Source organism: Sphingobium sp. L-44 (assembly GCF_056859495.1).
Window position 1 is genome coordinate 49,957 of the sequence record NZ_JBSXOQ010000109.1, and the last position, 15,097, is coordinate 65,053.

Annotated in this window: 13 protein-coding genes, 1 tRNA gene and 1 riboswitch; of the genes, 7 read left to right on the plus strand and 7 right to left on the minus strand. The window is 65.5% G+C overall.

The genetic code is table 11. From position 1 onward, the window contains the following. Nucleotides 1-43 precede the first annotated feature (43 nt). A tRNA-Cys gene (locus AC13EK_RS18135) sits at nt 44-117 on the plus strand. Between the two features lie 47 nt (nt 118-164). On the opposite strand, the gene pnuC is transcribed toward AC13EK_RS18135, so the two are convergent. Genes pnuC through AC13EK_RS18150 form a run of 3 tightly spaced genes read right to left on the minus strand, consistent with a single transcriptional unit; the run spans nt 165 to nt 4,170 of the window. After that, complete coding sequence (gene pnuC / locus AC13EK_RS18140) at nt 165-731, minus strand: nicotinamide riboside transporter PnuC (RefSeq protein WP_037511505.1); 567 nt, start codon at nt 729-731, stop codon at nt 165-167. Beyond that, nucleotides 731-1,873 (minus strand): phosphotransferase enzyme family protein, encoded by a 1,143-nt coding sequence (locus AC13EK_RS18145; RefSeq protein WP_069336660.1) that lies wholly within the window; start codon nt 1,871-1,873, stop codon nt 731-733. Before AC13EK_RS18145 ends, pnuC begins: the two co-directional genes overlap by 1 nt. Nucleotides 1,874-1,875: 2 nt before the next feature. Then, a complete protein-coding gene (locus AC13EK_RS18150; protein WP_069336661.1) occupies nt 1,876-4,170 on the minus strand; it encodes a TonB-dependent receptor in 2,295 nt (764 codons plus the stop codon). 29 nt (nt 4,171-4,199) lie between these two features. Continuing rightward, nucleotides 4,200-4,309, minus strand: a riboswitch (TPP riboswitch). A gap of 83 nt (nt 4,310-4,392) precedes the next feature. Between AC13EK_RS18150 and AC13EK_RS18155 the strand changes: the two genes are divergently transcribed. Then, a complete protein-coding gene (locus tag AC13EK_RS18155) occupies nt 4,393-5,067 on the plus strand; it encodes a glutathione S-transferase family protein (RefSeq protein WP_026109031.1) in 675 nt (224 codons plus the stop codon). Nucleotides 5,068-5,071: 4 nt separating this feature from the next. Further along, nucleotides 5,072-5,710 (plus strand): hypothetical protein, encoded by a 639-nt coding sequence (locus AC13EK_RS18160; RefSeq protein WP_069336662.1) that lies wholly within the window; start codon nt 5,072-5,074, stop codon nt 5,708-5,710. A gap of 275 nt (nt 5,711-5,985) precedes the next feature. Here AC13EK_RS18160 and ndk read toward each other — a convergent pair whose 3' ends face one another. From ndk to AC13EK_RS18175, 3 genes are all read right to left on the minus strand, one after another. Then, nucleotides 5,986-6,408, minus strand: a complete 423-nt coding sequence (ndk, locus tag AC13EK_RS18165; RefSeq protein WP_004210674.1) for a nucleoside-diphosphate kinase — start codon at nt 6,406-6,408, stop codon at nt 5,986-5,988. A gap of 113 nt (nt 6,409-6,521) precedes the next feature. After that, the gene (locus AC13EK_RS18170) at nt 6,522-6,959 is read right to left on the minus strand and encodes a DNA polymerase III subunit chi (RefSeq protein WP_069336663.1); all 438 of its coding nucleotides are present in this window, start codon (nt 6,957-6,959) and stop codon (nt 6,522-6,524) included. 5 nt (nt 6,960-6,964) lie between these two features. Then, nucleotides 6,965-8,410, minus strand: coding sequence for a leucyl aminopeptidase (locus tag AC13EK_RS18175; RefSeq protein WP_069336664.1), 1,446 nt, complete (start codon nt 8,408-8,410; stop codon nt 6,965-6,967). 179 nt (nt 8,411-8,589) lie between these two features. Between AC13EK_RS18175 and AC13EK_RS18180 the strand changes: the two genes are divergently transcribed. From AC13EK_RS18180 to rsmA, 4 genes are all read left to right on the plus strand, one after another. Continuing rightward, nucleotides 8,590-10,854: an LPS-assembly protein LptD gene (locus AC13EK_RS18180; RefSeq protein WP_026109671.1), complete on the plus strand. Its 2,265-nt coding sequence runs from the start codon at nt 8,590-8,592 to the stop codon at nt 10,852-10,854. A gap of 86 nt (nt 10,855-10,940) precedes the next feature. After that, on the plus strand, nt 10,941-12,305 hold the full coding sequence (locus tag AC13EK_RS18185; RefSeq protein ID WP_169859866.1) for a peptidylprolyl isomerase: 1,365 nt from the start codon (nt 10,941-10,943) through the stop codon (nt 12,303-12,305). Beyond that, complete coding sequence (gene pdxA / locus AC13EK_RS18190; RefSeq protein WP_069336666.1) at nt 12,283-13,308, plus strand: 4-hydroxythreonine-4-phosphate dehydrogenase PdxA; 1,026 nt, start codon at nt 12,283-12,285, stop codon at nt 13,306-13,308. Before AC13EK_RS18185 ends, pdxA begins: the two co-directional genes overlap by 23 nt. Then, nucleotides 13,298-14,152: a 16S rRNA (adenine(1518)-N(6)/adenine(1519)-N(6))-dimethyltransferase RsmA gene (rsmA, locus tag AC13EK_RS18195; RefSeq protein WP_069336667.1), complete on the plus strand. Its 855-nt coding sequence runs from the start codon at nt 13,298-13,300 to the stop codon at nt 14,150-14,152. The genes pdxA and rsmA overlap by 11 nt, the downstream gene beginning before the upstream one ends. A gap of 73 nt (nt 14,153-14,225) precedes the next feature. Here the strand turns inward: rsmA and AC13EK_RS18200 are convergent. After that, a partial coding sequence (locus AC13EK_RS18200) for a tyrosine-type recombinase/integrase (protein WP_483022308.1) occupies nt 14,226-15,097 on the minus strand: 872 nt, incomplete at its 5' end.

Genomic DNA, 15,097 nt, shown 5'->3' on the forward strand with positions numbered 1-15,097 from the left:
TTTGCGATCAAAGGCGGACATTTGCCGCCTCCACCGCACGGAAGGCCCGATGGCGGAGTGGTGACGCAGAGGACTGCAAATCCTTGCACGCCGGTTCGATTCCGGCTCGGGCCTCCATTTTCCAGATAGATCCGATCCCTGCCGACTCAAGGCAGCAGCCCTGTTCAGGCTGCGCTGCGTCGCATCGCCTGCCGCCAGCGCCAATAGCCCAGCACCGCCAGCCCGATCATTGCGGCATAGAGGCCGGCCGTCAGCCACAATCCCTTGAACGCGAACATGCCGACATAGAAAATGTCGACCGCGATCCACAGCAGCCAGCTCGCCGCATGGCGCCGCGCGGTCCAATATTGGGCTACCAGGCTAAAACTGCTCAGCGCCGAATCCATCCAGGGCAGCGCCGCATCGGTATAATGATGGGTGAACCAGCCGATCGCGCCGGCACAGAGTGCGCCCAGCGCCAGCCCCTTGGCGGCCCGTATCGGCGGCAGCGGCACCACCCTTACCTCGCCCTCGTCGCGCTTGCCCCGCGCCCAGCCGATCCAGCCATAGACGATGGCGATGCCGAACAGCCCCTGCAGCACCATGTCGGCATAGAGGCGCACGTCCAGGAACAGCTTGGCATACAGGGCGCAGGCCATCAGGTTGACCGGCCAGCACAGCAGATGCCGCCGCGCCGTCAGCCAGATGCCGAGGAAGCTGATGATGACGGCAATGATCTCCAGCACAGACATCAGCCCGCCACGCCCTCGCGAAGTTGCGCCAGAAAGCCCTGCCCCGCCCCCGACAGGAACCAGTCGGCATGGCCGACCAGATAAGCCTGCCAGGCCAGCATCGCCCCTTCGCGATCGGCCAATATGCCGAAGAAATAGTCGATCTCGGTCAGGGCGAACTCGACATGGACCAGCGGTAGCAGGCGCAGCAGCGTATCGATCTCGGCAGGCCCCAGCGGCAGCACACTGCGATAGCCCGCCAGCAAGGCCAGCGCCCCATCCACATCCGCCGGCTCGGCCAGCCGGCCCTGATCCAGCGTCAGCCAGGGAATCGCCGTCCGCTCGATCGCGGTGGCCAGATCATGCAGTGCGCAGCTGCGGGTCGACAGGCCGAAATCGAAGATGCTGCTGACCGCGCCTTCCGCCGACCAGAGCAGGTTGGAGGGGTGCCAGTCATTATGGGTCCAGAGCGCAGGCTGTTCCGCCAGCCGCGGCGCCAGTCCCTGCCCCAGTGCCGCGAACAGCCGCGCCAGTTCCGACCGCCAGGGCAGCTCCGCCAGAAAGGCCGCCACCGCCGGTCGCGCCGCGACATAGGCGTCCACTGCGGCCAGCGGATCAACGGCAGGCAATATGGTGAAGCTCGACACCAGCGGATGCGGCCCGCGTGCCGGCGCGGCGAAACCGGCCGCCGCCCGATGCAGTTGCGCCAGCGCCACGCCGGCCGCAAAGGCGTGATCGGGCGACAGGAATGGCGTCCAGGACTGGCGATCGCGATAAAGATCGATACCCGGCGCCTGGCGATGCAGCTCATAGCTCCATTCGCCCAGCGCAACCGCGCCGGCGCCATCGGCGGCGCGCAGCACATCGGGCACCGCCAGCCCGGCACCGCGCAGATGCGCCATATAGCCATGCTCCTCGGCCAGCGCCGCCGGCGTCCGCAAGCTCTGGTGATGCCGCTTCAGGAACAGCGGGCCACGATCCGTCTCGACCAGCGCCGCCGCCGAGAAGGGGCGCGGCGAATGCCAGGCCAGCGCCGCCAGCCGGCCTGCATCAGGGAAATGGGCCAGCACCGCCGCGGCCTCATCCGCCGTGATCGCCGGCCAGGCCGGCGCCTCCAGCGCCAGCCCCATGCCATGGACCAGATGCGGGGCGGCGGCGCTCATCGTCAGAAGGCGCGCGACAGCGTCGCCACCACGGCGCGCCCGCTGCCGACATAATAGGTCGGCGCCGAACCGGCGATCAGCGTGCCGTTGCGCCCGACCGTGTCCTGCGCGTTGGTGCTGATCGCATAGACGCCCGACAGGACACGCGGATTGGTGACGTTGATCGCGTTGATGCGCAGGTCCATCACCTGCGCATCGATCAGCCCGGCCAGATGGACGCCGACCGACAGGTCCAGTGTGGCATAACCCTTGATGCTCTCGTCATTCATGAAGGTCGCATATTGGCGGCCGACATATTTGAGCGCGCTGCTGCCGAACAGTCGGCCATCATCATAGGTGCTGCCCAGCGCGAACTGGAAGCTGGGGGCCGACACTGCCCGCTTGCCCCTGGTCGGCAGATAATCGCCGTTGATCGCCAGATCGTCGTTCAGCCGCGTGTGCAGATATTCGGCCGAGGCATAGATGCTCATCCCCTTGGCCGGGCGATAGTCGATCTCGCCGTCCAGGCCATAGCTGCTCTGGCTGCCGGCATTGATGGTCGAATTGACCAGCGCGCCGCCGCTGTCGATCACCGTCGCCACCTGGCGGTTGCGGAAATGATAATGGAAACCGGTCAGCGAAAAGGACAGGCTGGGGCCGATATAGCGATAGCCCAGTTCCTGCGAGATCGAATATTCGTTCTTCAGGCCGTCGGTGCCCTGGCTCACCAGTTCGCCGCCATAATAGCTGTTGTAGAGCGCGAACTCGTTGGGCGTGCGGAAATTGGTGGTGATGTTGGCGAACAGCTGCTGCCGGTCGTCCAGCTGATAATGGATCGCCGCCCGCGGCAGCGCGGCGAAGCTGTCGATCCGCACCGTCGATTGCGGGCCCGGCAGATAATTGCGGCCGTTGCGCAGCAGGTTGACGCCCTTGAAGCCGATGTCGATGCCCAGCTTGGGCGTCACCGCAATGCTGTCGGACAGGAAGAAGCCCTTGGTGACCGTCTCCGTGCGCTGATTTTCATAGGCCAGCAGCCGCCCGTCGGCGGTGCGGATCGCCTTGTCCTGATAGCCCCACTGGTCGACCGGCCGGCCATCGGCATCGATCGACGTATAGGATTGCGTCACCCGATCGGTGCCATAGTCGAACCAGAGGCCTGCGACGATCCGATGCGCGCCGGCCTGCAAGGTCAACTTGCTGACGTCGCCGACGCGGAACTGCTTGCCGGTCCAGTTGCCCATCACCGTGGCGACGCCATCGACCGCACCGGGCAGGTCGATCGGCTGGGTCAGCTCCTCGGTGCCCAGATAATTGCCGGTGGTGGCCAGCTGCGTGCCATAGGGCGAATTGCCATGGCCCATCTGCAGATAGGCACTGCTGTCGAAGCTCAGCGTGTCGCCGAGCTTGAGATGCACCGGCGCCGCGACATAGAAATTGCGGAACGGCGCGCGATAGAGCCGCCAGTAGTTGGTATTCCCCTCGCTATAGGTCTCGTCGAAATTATAGCCCCGGCCAGAGACGTCCCAGTCCGCCTTGCTCGGGCTGGGATAGGTCGATGTCTTGGCATCGTTGAAGGAAAAGGCGATGCTCGCCCGGTTCCCCTCACCCCATTCGTTCAGCAGCTTGGCGTCGATATGCTGGCGCTGGTCATGGCCCGCCCCGCGCCAGTTGTCGGCGCGGTTGTTGGAATAGGAAATGAAGCCCTTCAGCCCGGTCGACCCGATCCGTCCCGTGTCGATCCGCGCAAAGACGCGCCGCTCGTCATAGGAACCGACCGACAGGTTGACGAGGCCGCCCGCCTCCGCCCTGGGATCATCCAGCGTCAGCGACAACAGGCCGCCGGCCGCCGCGACTACCGGCGAGTCAATGTCTGCCGCGCCCTGCGCCAGCATCACCTGCCGCACATTCTCCGCATCGGCAAATTGCGAGGGATAGGCATAATAATAGCCGATGTCATTCTGCGGCGCGCCTTCCATGAGCACGCCGATCTGGTCCTGGCCCAAGCCGCGCAGCGTCAGGCTGGACGATGCCGACAGACCATAAGGGTCGCTGGAAGAGACATTGGCGCCGGGCAGCAGGTTGACCAGCTGGAACGCGTTGAGCGTCGGCGCCTGCTTGATGATGAAGTCGGTCGAGATCGCACTGACCGCCTTGGGCGCGCTCTGATCGGGCAACAGCCCTTCCGGATCGGGATGGCCGACGACCTGAATATTGGTCGACTGGTCCAGCTCATCCTCCGCCATCGCGGGCGATGCAATCATCAACAGGGCCAGCGTCAGGCAGGCGCTTCCAACATGGGGCAATCGGGCAGTCTTCATCTCACGTCCACTCCACAGGAGGGACGACGGACCTGCCGCCTTGCCCTCCCTACGCCGGTATCAGCCGGATCAGGTTCAGCGGGTCGTGGTCTGCTGACCACCTCTCAGCCGCGCATCAGCGGCCCCCCGGGGATGCCCGCCCCTTAGGCGTTTCGACGCGAAGTGGAAAGCCCTCTCTATCGGCTCTCGACTTATCGAAGCCCGCCCGGCTAAGACATGGCCATGATGAAGCTGTTCATTGGCAACAAGGCCTATTCGAGCTGGTCGCTGCGCGGCTGGCTGGCGTGCAAGCTCTCCGGCCTTCCGTTCGAGGAAGTGGTGGTCCCTCTCTATGACGAGGAATGGGAAAAGCGTCGCGAGGGCGACGAGTTCGCCCCCTCCTCCGGCAAGGTGCCGATCCTGTGGGATGGCGACGACATCGTCGTGTGGGACAGCCTGGCCATTGTCGAATATCTCAATGAAAAGACCGGGGGCGACCAGTTCTGGCCGACCGATCCGGGTGCCCGCGCCATGGCCCGCTCGATGGCGGCCGAAATGCACAGCAGCTTCGCCGCGCTCCGCCGCGAGCACAGCATGAACATCCGCCAGATCTATGATCCGGTCCCGCCGTCGGAGGCCGTCGCCCACGACATCAGCCGGATCATGCAGCTCTGGGCCCAGGCCCGCGCCCGCTATGGTGGCGAGGGCGACTTCCTGTTCGGCGAGTTCGGCGCCGTCGACCTGATGTTCGCGCCGGTCGTTACCCGCTTCATCACCTATCAGCTGCCGGTCGCCCGCTTTGCCGAAGCCTATATGCGCGCGATCATCGCCCATCCCTGGATGCAGGAATGGATCGGCGAGGCGCAGGCCGAGGAATGGGTGATCGACAAGTTCGAAGTCCCGCCACAGACGGCCTGATCCGATGAGCGACAGCCCCGAGGCCAAGCAGGAGACCCGCAAGGAGGAAGCCGCCCGCATCCGCCGGCGCTGGATCACGCTGGGCGAGTTGCTGGCAGTGGCGGCGGTGCTGATCTCCGCCCTCACCCTCTATCTCAACTGGGCCGACAAGAAGGACGAACGCGCCAGCAAGGCCGCCGAAAGCAGCAAGGCCTCCGCCCGCGCTGCCCGGCTGGTGCTGCACGCCGCGGCCGATGGCGACAGCCGCCTGACGCTCAAGCCCGCCGATCCCGATCAGCTGGTGCAGAGCCAGACCATCCATTTCCCCAGGGCGCTCGGCATCGCACCGGTCGACACCACCGGCGAACCGCGGATCGAGGCCGGCTGGTTCGAGGATGCGCTGAAAAAGGCGCGCAATGCCGCCAAGCTGCCCGACGACAGCATCGGCGACGAGAAACTGCCGGTGACCATCGTCACCCAGTTCGTCGTCAATGGCGACACCCACAGCGATTCCGCCGTCTACGACATCGGCTATGGCATCGCCGGCAAATGGCTGTCCGGCCACAAGCTGACCCTGCGCGGCCTGTCCCTCGTCAGCCACGCCCAGGGCGCCGACGCCCAGGCCAAGATCGACGCCCGCTGGGCCCGCCAGACAAAAGGCTAGAGCCGCACGGCCACGTTCAGGCAGGCCGAAGCTGACGTCTCAGTTCCTCCCCAAGCTTGCTTGGGGAGGTGGCAGCGCGAAGCGCTGACGGAGGGGCAATGGCGCGACCTCATCTACTTGCCCCTCCACCGCCTTCGGCGGTCCCCCTCCCCAAGCAAGCTTGGGGAGGATTACGGACAGTCGCCTACTACCCACCCGCGCCCCAGCAACAAAAAACCCGGCCGCTCCTTGCGGGAGCGCCGGGCCTTTTGCTCGTCCGGGGACGGGGGTCGGGTTTAGCCGACGATTTCTTCGGGCTTGAAGAAATAGGCGATCTCGATCGCGGCATTTTCTTCGCTGTCCGAACCATGGACCGAATTGGCTTCGATCGATTCGGCCAGTTCCTTGCGGATGGTGCCGGCGTCGGCATTGGCCGGGTTGGTGGCGCCCATGATGTCGCGGTTGCGGGTCACGGCGTTTTCGCCTTCCAGAACCTGGACGACGACCGGGCCCGAGATCATGAAGGCGACCAGGTCAGCAAAGAAGGGCCGTTCCTTGTGAACGGCATAGAAGCCTTCGGCCTGCTCGCGGCTCATGCGGATGCGCTTGGAAGCGACGACGCGCAGGCCGGCTTCTTCCAGCATCTTGGTGACGGCGCCGGTCAGGTTGCGACGGGTCGCGTCGGGCTTGATGATCGAAAAAGTGCGCGTGACGGCCATGGCCCTCATAACTCCGGATTGTTGGAATAAAGTTGCGCGCCCTTTAGACCGGGCCGGATCACTTCGCAAGAGGGGCGCGAGTGGGCTTGGTAGAAGTCCCTATTTCCGGGCGTTCACGGCCCCTGCACCCATTTGCGGCCTTCCTGCCGCCAGAAGCGCGGGGTCACGCCCTCGCGCTTGCTGAGCGCCCGCCAGCTGGTCCGCGCCCCGTCGATCGTGTCCGCATCGAAGAAATAGAAGGCGCGATCGAAGCCCAGCGCCTCCTCGCGCCACACCCCGTCCGCCAGCGCAATATGCCTGGCGCCATTGGCAGCGTCGCAACTCTGCGCCAGCAGCACCGGCTGGGCGGCGTCCAACCCATCGCCTACCAGCCCATTGGCCAGGAAGCTTTCGGGTGGCCCCGCCCACAGGCCCGCCGATATGCGGGCCAGCCGTTCCGGCTCGTCGGCCACCACCAGCAGCCGCGCGCCCATGTCCAGGATGCGCGCTGCGATCGCGGGCAGCACCCCTTCCACGGGATCGCGGCTCAGCTGGTAGAAGTCGACCTGCACCGGCTTCAGCGCTCGAACTTGTCGGCCACCAGCTGGTCGATCAGGCGCACGCCATAGCCGGTCGCACCCTTGTCGGCGGTGGCGCCGGGCTTGTCCGACCAGACCATGCCGGCAATGTCGAGATGCGCCCACTTCACGCCTTCGTTGACGAAGCGCTTGATGAACTGGGCAGCGGTGATCGAGCCGGCGAAGCGCGGACCGATATTCTTCATGTCGGCGATCGGGCTGTCGATCAGCTTGTCATAGGCCTCCGACAGCGGGAAGCGCCACAGCTTCTCGCCACTGGTCTTGCCCGCCGCCAGCAGGTCGTCGGCAAGCGCGTCATCATTGGCAAACAGGCCGCCATGCTCGCTGCCGAGCGCGATCATCATCGCGCCGGTCAGGGTGGCGAGGTCGATCACCACTTCGGGTTCATAGGTCTTCTGCGCCCAGGTCACCGCGTCGCACAGCACCAGCCGGCCTTCGGCGTCGGTGTTCAGCACCTCGATCGTCTGGCCCGACATCGACGTCACGATGTCGCCTGGGCGCTGGGCATTGGCGTCGGGCATATTCTCGACCAGGCCACAGATGCCAACGACGCGCGCCTTGGCCTTGCGACCGGCCAGCGCCTTCATAGCGCCCGCCACGGCGCCGGCGCCGCCCATGTCCCACTTCATATCTTCCATGCCAGGGCCAGGCTTGAGCGAGATACCGCCGGTATCGAAGGTCACGCCCTTGCCGATGAACACGACCGGCTTGTCGGCGGCGCCATCGGTGCCGTCCCATTCCATCGCCAGCAGCCGCGCCTCACGCGCCGACCCCTGCGCCACGCCCAGCAGCGCGCCCATGCCGAGGTCCGTCATCGCCGCGCGGTCCAGCACGGTGATCTTGACGCCCAGCTCGGCCAGATGCTGGCAGCGCGCGACGAAGCTTTCGGGATAGAGGATGTTAGCCGGTTCCGACACCAGTTCGCGGGTGAAGGCAACGCCAGCGGCGACCGCCGACAGCTTGGCCCATTCGGCGTCGGCGCCGTTTGCGACGATCGTCACGGTCGCCAGCGTCGGCTTGGCCTTTTCGGGCTGACGCGTGCGATAGGTGTCGATCCGCCAGCTGCGCAGCAGCGCGCCCAGGCCCAGCCGGGCGGCATCCTCGCCACTCACGCCGGCCGGGAATTCGACCGCTGCGTGGGTCGCGCCGCTGGTCGACAGCTTGGCGGTCAGCGCGCCGCCGGCCCGCTCCAGGTCGGCCGCACTGCCATTGCCGATGCCCAGCAGCAGGACGCGCAGCACCGCGCCGCCTTCCTCGACGAAGCTCTCGACGCTGCCGCCCGCCTCACCGGCGAAGCGCGCGGCGGCGGCGCCGGCGACCAGCGTGGCCGATGCGGCGAGCGGCAGGCTGTCGACAGACCCCTTCGCCACGGCAAGGACCAACGTGTCGACCTGGGGGCGCGTGGGGCTGAATTGGATGTCCATCTGGGGGCCTTTTCTCTGGAATGCCGTGTCGTTCTTGTTTCAGCCAGATAGTGCGGCTTTGCCGCTCTGCAAAGCCATTCGGCGGATTTCCGCCGCCCCGAATGCGAGCAGCGATTGCGGCGCGGGCCAAGCAGTGCGATAGGCAGGGACCAGAAGTGCCCACGAAGAGGCCCCTACGCTTGCAGATTTCCGTGTTTCCCCTGTCGTTCAAACAGGCGCTGCTTGCCGGCGCTGCTTCGTCCTGCCTGCTCGCGGCGCCGCTGGCCCATGCGCAACAGGCGCCCGAGCCCAAGCTGAACGAGCCCCAGACGCCGATCAGCGCGCCCGACGCGCCGGTGCCCGATAATGACCAGGAAATCGGCTTCGCCGCCGATACGCTGGAATATGACACCAACAGTCAGGTCGTGACCGCCACCGGCAATGTCCAGTTGCTGCGCGACGGCAACCGGCTGCGCGCTGACAAGATCGTGTGGGACCGCAACACCGGCAAGGTCGAGGCACAGGGCGCCGTCTCGGTGATCGATCCCGACGGCAATGTCGCCTATGGTGATCGCTTCGATGTCACCGATACGCTCAAGGATGGCGCGGTCGACAATATATTGCTGGTCCTCCAGAAGGGCGGCCGCATGGCCGCGACCAAGGGCGAGCGGGTCAATGGCGTCTATACGTTGCACCACGCCGCCTATACCGGCTGTCCGGTGGAAGGCAGCGACGGTTGCCCCAAGGAACCGACCTGGCAGATCAACGCGGTCAAGGTCGTCTATGACCCGACCAAGCAGCGCGTCTCCTATACCCGCGCCAATGTCGAGCTGTTCGGCCTGCCGCTGATCCCGGTGCCGGGCCTGTCTCATCCGGTCGGCGACGATGGCGGCAGCGGCCTTCTGGTCCCCAATATCCGTTATGACCGGGTCAATGGCTTCGAGGTCGCGGTCCCCTATTATCTCAAGCTCGCGCCCAATCGCGATCTGACCGTCACGCCGCACGTCTACAGCGATTCACTGCCGATGATCGAAGGCAATTTCCGCCATCTCTACGATCGCGGTGCCTATCAGATCACCGGCTATGCCACCTATGGTAGCCGGTCGAGCGGCATCACGCCGACCGATTCGCAAAAGGATATCCGCGGCGCGATCGACGCCAGCGGCGGCATGCAGCTGTCGCCCGAATGGAGCGTCAACGGCTCGATCCGGGTCGCCACCGACCGCACCTTCCTGCGCCGCTACGACATCAGCCGCGACGACCGGCTGCGTTCAACCCTGGGCGTCCAGCGGATCGGCGAGAACAGCTATTTCTCGCTCGCCGGCTGGGCGGTGCAGACGCTGCGCGTCGACGATCCCCAGGGCCAGATGCCGATCGCCCTGCCGGTCATGGATTATCGGCTGCGGATGAAGGACCCGCTGCTGGGCGGCCAGATGCAGTTCCAGGCCAATACGCTGGCGATCACCCGGACCGAGGGGCAGGACACCCAGCGCGCCTTTGCCGCGTTCGAATGGAATCTGCGCAAGCTGACCGGCCTTGGCCAGGAAGTGAATTTCACCACCTATCTGCGCGGCGACGTCTATCACAGCAGCAACAATCTGCTGACCGACACGATCAGCTATGCCGGCGATCCGGGCTGGAAGGCGCGCGGCATCGCCGCCGCCGCGGTCGACATGCGCTGGCCCTTCATGGGTGAGGCGTTCGGCGGCGTGCAGCGCATCGCCCCGCGCGTCCAGATCGTCGCCTCGCCGCACCTCGCCAACCTGTCGGTGCCCAATGAGGATGCCCGGTCGGTCGATCTGGAGGACAGCAACCTCTTCGCGCTCAACCGCTTCGCGGGCTATGACCGGTTCGAGGATTCGAGCCGCATCACCTATGGCCTGGAATATAATCTGGCGCTGCCCGACTTCACGCTCGACGCCAATGTCGGCCAGAGCTACCGGCTCGACAACCGCGCCAGCATCCTGCCCGACGGCACCGGCCTGTCCGACCGCATGTCCGACATCGTCGGCCGCTGGACCATCCGCTACAAGGATTTCGTCAGCTTCACCCAGCGCTTCCGGGTCGACAAGGACAATCTGGCGGTCCGCCGGAACGAGGTCGACGCGACCGTGGGCAGCAAGAAGACCTATGCCCAGATCAGCTATCTGCGCCTCAACCGCAACGCCAATATCACGCTGGAGGATCTGCAGGACCGCGAGGAACTGCGCCTGGGCGGCCGCATCCAGTTCGCCCGCTTCTGGTCGGTGTTCGGCTCGACCGTCATTGATCTTACCGGCGCACAGGAAGATCCGGGCACCACGGCCGACGGCTATGAGCCCGTGCGCCAGCGCCTCGGCGTTGCCTATGAGGATGATTGTTTGACGCTGGGCTTTACATGGCGGCGCGACTATCAGACCAACGGTGACGCGCGCGCCGGCAACAGCTTCCAGCTGCGGCTGGCTTTTCGCAATATTGGCATATAAGGAACTGCCTTCCCGCCGTCCGCTCAGGACCGGTTAAGGCGGAACGGGGCATTGGCTCCCGACCGTATTGGAGATTTTTGCCGACGATGCTTTCTGTCGTTTTCTCGCCCAAATCCGTTCGCTCGGGCCTGCGCACCCTGCTTCTGTCCACCGCCCTTCTGGGCATGGCGGCACAGACCGTGTCGGCCCAGGCCGTCGACGATGACGCCGATCAGGGCCTGAATCTGCCCAAGGATGTCACCATCTTCGGCAAGAATGATCCCAATGTCCGCAAGGCGACGGCGATCGTGAACGGCCGCATCATCACCGGCACCGATGTTGACCAGCGCCTGGCCCTGATCATCACCGCCAATGGCGGCAAGGTGTCGGCCGAGGAAAAGGAACGGCTGCGCGTCCAGGTTCTGCGCAACCTGATCGATGAAACGCTGCAGATCCAGGAAGCGGCGGCCAACGACATCAAGATCGATCCGGCCGAAGTGAACCAGAGCTATGAGCGCGTTGCGGCCAATTTCCGCAAGTCGCCGCCCCAGTTCGACCAGTATCTGCGCGAACAGGGCAGCTCGGCCAGCAGCATCAAGCGCCAGATCGAGGGCGAACTGGCCTGGAGCCGCCTGCTCCGCCGCAACATCCAGCCCTTCGTCAACGTTTCCGAAGACGAAGTGAAGTCGGTGGTCGATCGCCTCAACGCCGCCAAGGGCAGCGACGAAGTGCGGATCAGCGAAATCTATCTGTCCTCGACGCCGGAAAACCGTGACCAGATCACGGCCAACGCCCGCAACATCATCGAACAGATCAAGCAGGGCGGCAGCTTCGCCGCCTATGCCCGTCAGTTCTCCGAAGCTTCCACCGCCGTCGTCGGCGGCGATCTCGGCTGGGTCCGCCCCAGCCAGCTGCCGACCGAACTGGCGCAGGCCGCCACCGAATTGCAGGTCGGCCAGCTCGCCGGCCCGATCGAGACGGTGGGCGGCATGTCGATCATCTACGTGATGGACAAGCGCAAGGTGCTGACCGCCGATCCGCGCGATTCGCTGCTCAGCCTCAAGCAGCTGTCGGTCCTCTTCCCGGCCGGCACCAGCAAGGAAGCCGCTAGCCAGAAGGCCGCGACCTTCGCCGCCGCGGTCAAGGAGATCAAGGGCTGCGGCCAGGCGAACGAGATCGGCGCCCGCATCGGCGCCGACGTGGTCGACAATGACAATGTGAAGCTGCGCGACCTGCCGCCCCAGCTGCAGGACATCCTGGTCAATCTGCAGGTCGGCGAATCCACCCCGCCCTTCGGCTCGATCAACGATGGCGTCCGCGTCCTGATCGTCTGCGGCCGCGACGAGCCGCAGTCGGCCAACGCCCCCAATCCCGAACAGATCCAGGCCCAGTTGGAAGAGGAACGCGTCAACAAGCGCGCCCGCATCTATCTGCGCGATCTTCGCCGCGATGCCGTTATCGAATATAACTGATCCGGGCAGCCTGCCGCCCTTCGCCGTCTCGCTCGGCGACCCGGCAGGCATCGGACCGGAAATCGTTGCCAAGGCGTGGGTCATGCGCGAAGCGCGTGGCCTGCCCACCTTCTTCGCCGTCGGCGATGCCGCATCGCTGCGCGCGGTGTGGCTCGGCCCGGTCGAGATCGTCGGATCGCCCGAGGAAGCCGCGCAGGTGTTCGATCGCGCCCTGCCCTGCATGCAGGTGGCCGAAGCGGGCGAGATCGTGCCAGGCACGCCCAGCATCGACGGCGCCCGCACCGCTTTCCAGGCACTGGAGGTCGCGGTCGGCCTTGCCCGCACCGGATCGGCCGCCGGCATCGTCACCGCGCCGGTCGGCAAGGAACAGCTGTACGGCGTCGGCTTCACCCATCCGGGCCAGACCGAGTTCGTCGCCGAACGTTGCGGCGTCTCGGCCCAGAACGCGGTCATGATGCTCGCCGGCCCGTCGCTCAAGGTGGTGCCGATCACCATCCATATCGCGCTGGCCGATGTGCCTTCGGCACTGACCATCGATCTGATCCGCGCCCGCGCTCTCACCACGGTAAAGGGGTTGCAGCGCAATTTCGGCATCGCTCGTCCTCGCCTCGCCGTCGCCGGCCTCAACCCGCATGCCGGGGAAAATGGCGCACTCGGCCGCGAGGAGATTGAGGTGATCCGCCCGGCAATCGAGGCACTGCGCGCCGAAGGGATCGACATTGTCGGCCCGCTGGCGGCCGACGGCATGTTCCATGCCCGCGCCCGCGAAGCCTATGACGCGGCGCTCTGCATGTATCATGATCAGGCGCTGATCCCGATCAAGACGCTGAACTTCGATGATGGCGTCAACATCACCCTGGGCCTGCCGATCGTGCGCACCTCGCCCGATCATGGCACCGCCTTCGGCATTGCCGGCACCGACAGCGCCAATCCCGGCGCGATGATCGCCGCCCTCAAGATGGCGGCCGAAGCCGCCCGCGCACGGATTGCCTATGCCGGCTGACGCCCGCCCCACTCTGCCGCCGCTGCGCGACGTGATCGCCGCCCATGGGCTTCAGGCCAGCAAGGCGCTCGGCCAGAATTTCCTGCTCGACGAACAGTTGCTCGACCGGATCGCCGCCATTCCCGGTAGCATCCAGGATCAGCCCGCGTTCGAGGTCGGCCCCGGCCCCGGCGGCCTGACCCGCGCAATCCTGCGCGCCGGCGGCAAGCTGGTCGCGGTCGAGCGCGACCGGCGCTGCCTGCCCGCGCTCGCCGAACTGGAGCTGGCCTTCCCCGGCCAGTTGCGCGTCATTTCCGGCGATGCGATGGAGGTGGACGCCCGTGCCGAGGCCGGCGATGGCGCCCATATCATCGCCAACCTGCCCTATAATGTCGGCACCGCCCTGCTGGTCGGCTGGCTGTCGGCGCTATGGGCGCCGCTGCCCTGGTGGTCCAGCCTGACCTTGATGTTCCAGATGGAAGTGGCCGAACGCATCGTCGCGAAACCGGGCACCGACCATTATGGCCGCCTCGCCGTCCTCGCCCAGTGGCGCAGCGACGCGCGCATTGCCATGAAGGTACATCGCAGCGCCTTCACCCCGCCGCCCAAGGTGATGTCGGCCGTGGTCCACATCACCCCCAAGCCGGCGCCGGAAGGCGTGCAGCTCAAGATCCTCGAACGCCTGACCGCCGCCGCCTTCGGCCAGCGCCGCAAGATGCTGCGCCAGAGCCTCAAGTCCGTCCCCAGCGCGCTCGACGCGCTGGAGGCGATCGGCATCGACCCGCAACGCCGCGCAGAAACCGTCAGCGTCGAAGAATTCGTCACCCTCGCCCGCCAGCTTGGCCAGGCAACCACCAGCGCCTGATTCCGCTACGCCCCCCCAGCAAGGCCCAGAGACGGAGCCGTGATCGAACGTTTCTAGGGTCAGGACTCGTTGATCAAAGCCAAAAGATGACGGTGGCAGCGGGGGCGATGGCGGAGAAGAAGGCTGGCGATTGTACTGACAGAGGGACACTGTGTGGTCGACGAAGCTTTGTGCGCTCTGCAGGAATGCGCCATATCTTCTCGTCCCAGTCGATCTCCTGCCATTTGGCGAGGCGCAACTCCCCTGGCCGCACGAAGACATGCGGCAAAAGTTGCATCGCGATCTTGACGCTCTCGCTACCGCCGTAATCGTCAATTGCCCGCAACAGCGCGCCAAGCTTGCGCGGTTCCAATATGGCAGCTCGATGCGTGACGATCGGTGACATCAAAGCGTCGCCCAGCAAGGCAGCCGGGTCCGACTTGCAAAGCGACATCGCGACACCGTGACGAAACACACGGCTGGCGAAGGCGCGCGTGCGAACCGCAGTCTCCCGTTTACCGGCCTTTTCGATCTTCTTCAAAACGACCATCAGTTCGGCTGGCTCGATTTCGCTGACCGGCCGTCCACCGATCGGATCAGTTAAATGAGAGAGGTACCAGCGTGCCTTCTCGATTGTTGCGGCCGCCTTTTGCCCGCCCACGAATTTCACCTCGATGAAATCTTCGGCGACCGACTGGAAGCTGTTCCCAGCAGCAAGCCTTGCCATCGTCTTTTCCCGCTTGCGCTCATGTAGCGGGTCGCCCCCCTCTCTCACAGCCCGCCGCGCTTCGTCCCGCAGTTCGCGCGCCTGGACTAGCGAAACTTCAGGGGTCACGTCCGTCAATGTGGTGTAATTTCGGTGCTGGCCATCGGGCTGCATTTTCAGGCGGCCTTGGGTGTAATCTGTAGCGGCTGAACCTCCTCGGTTATGGGTGTGGCAAGGGCGGCCATGCCCTCGATCTGCAT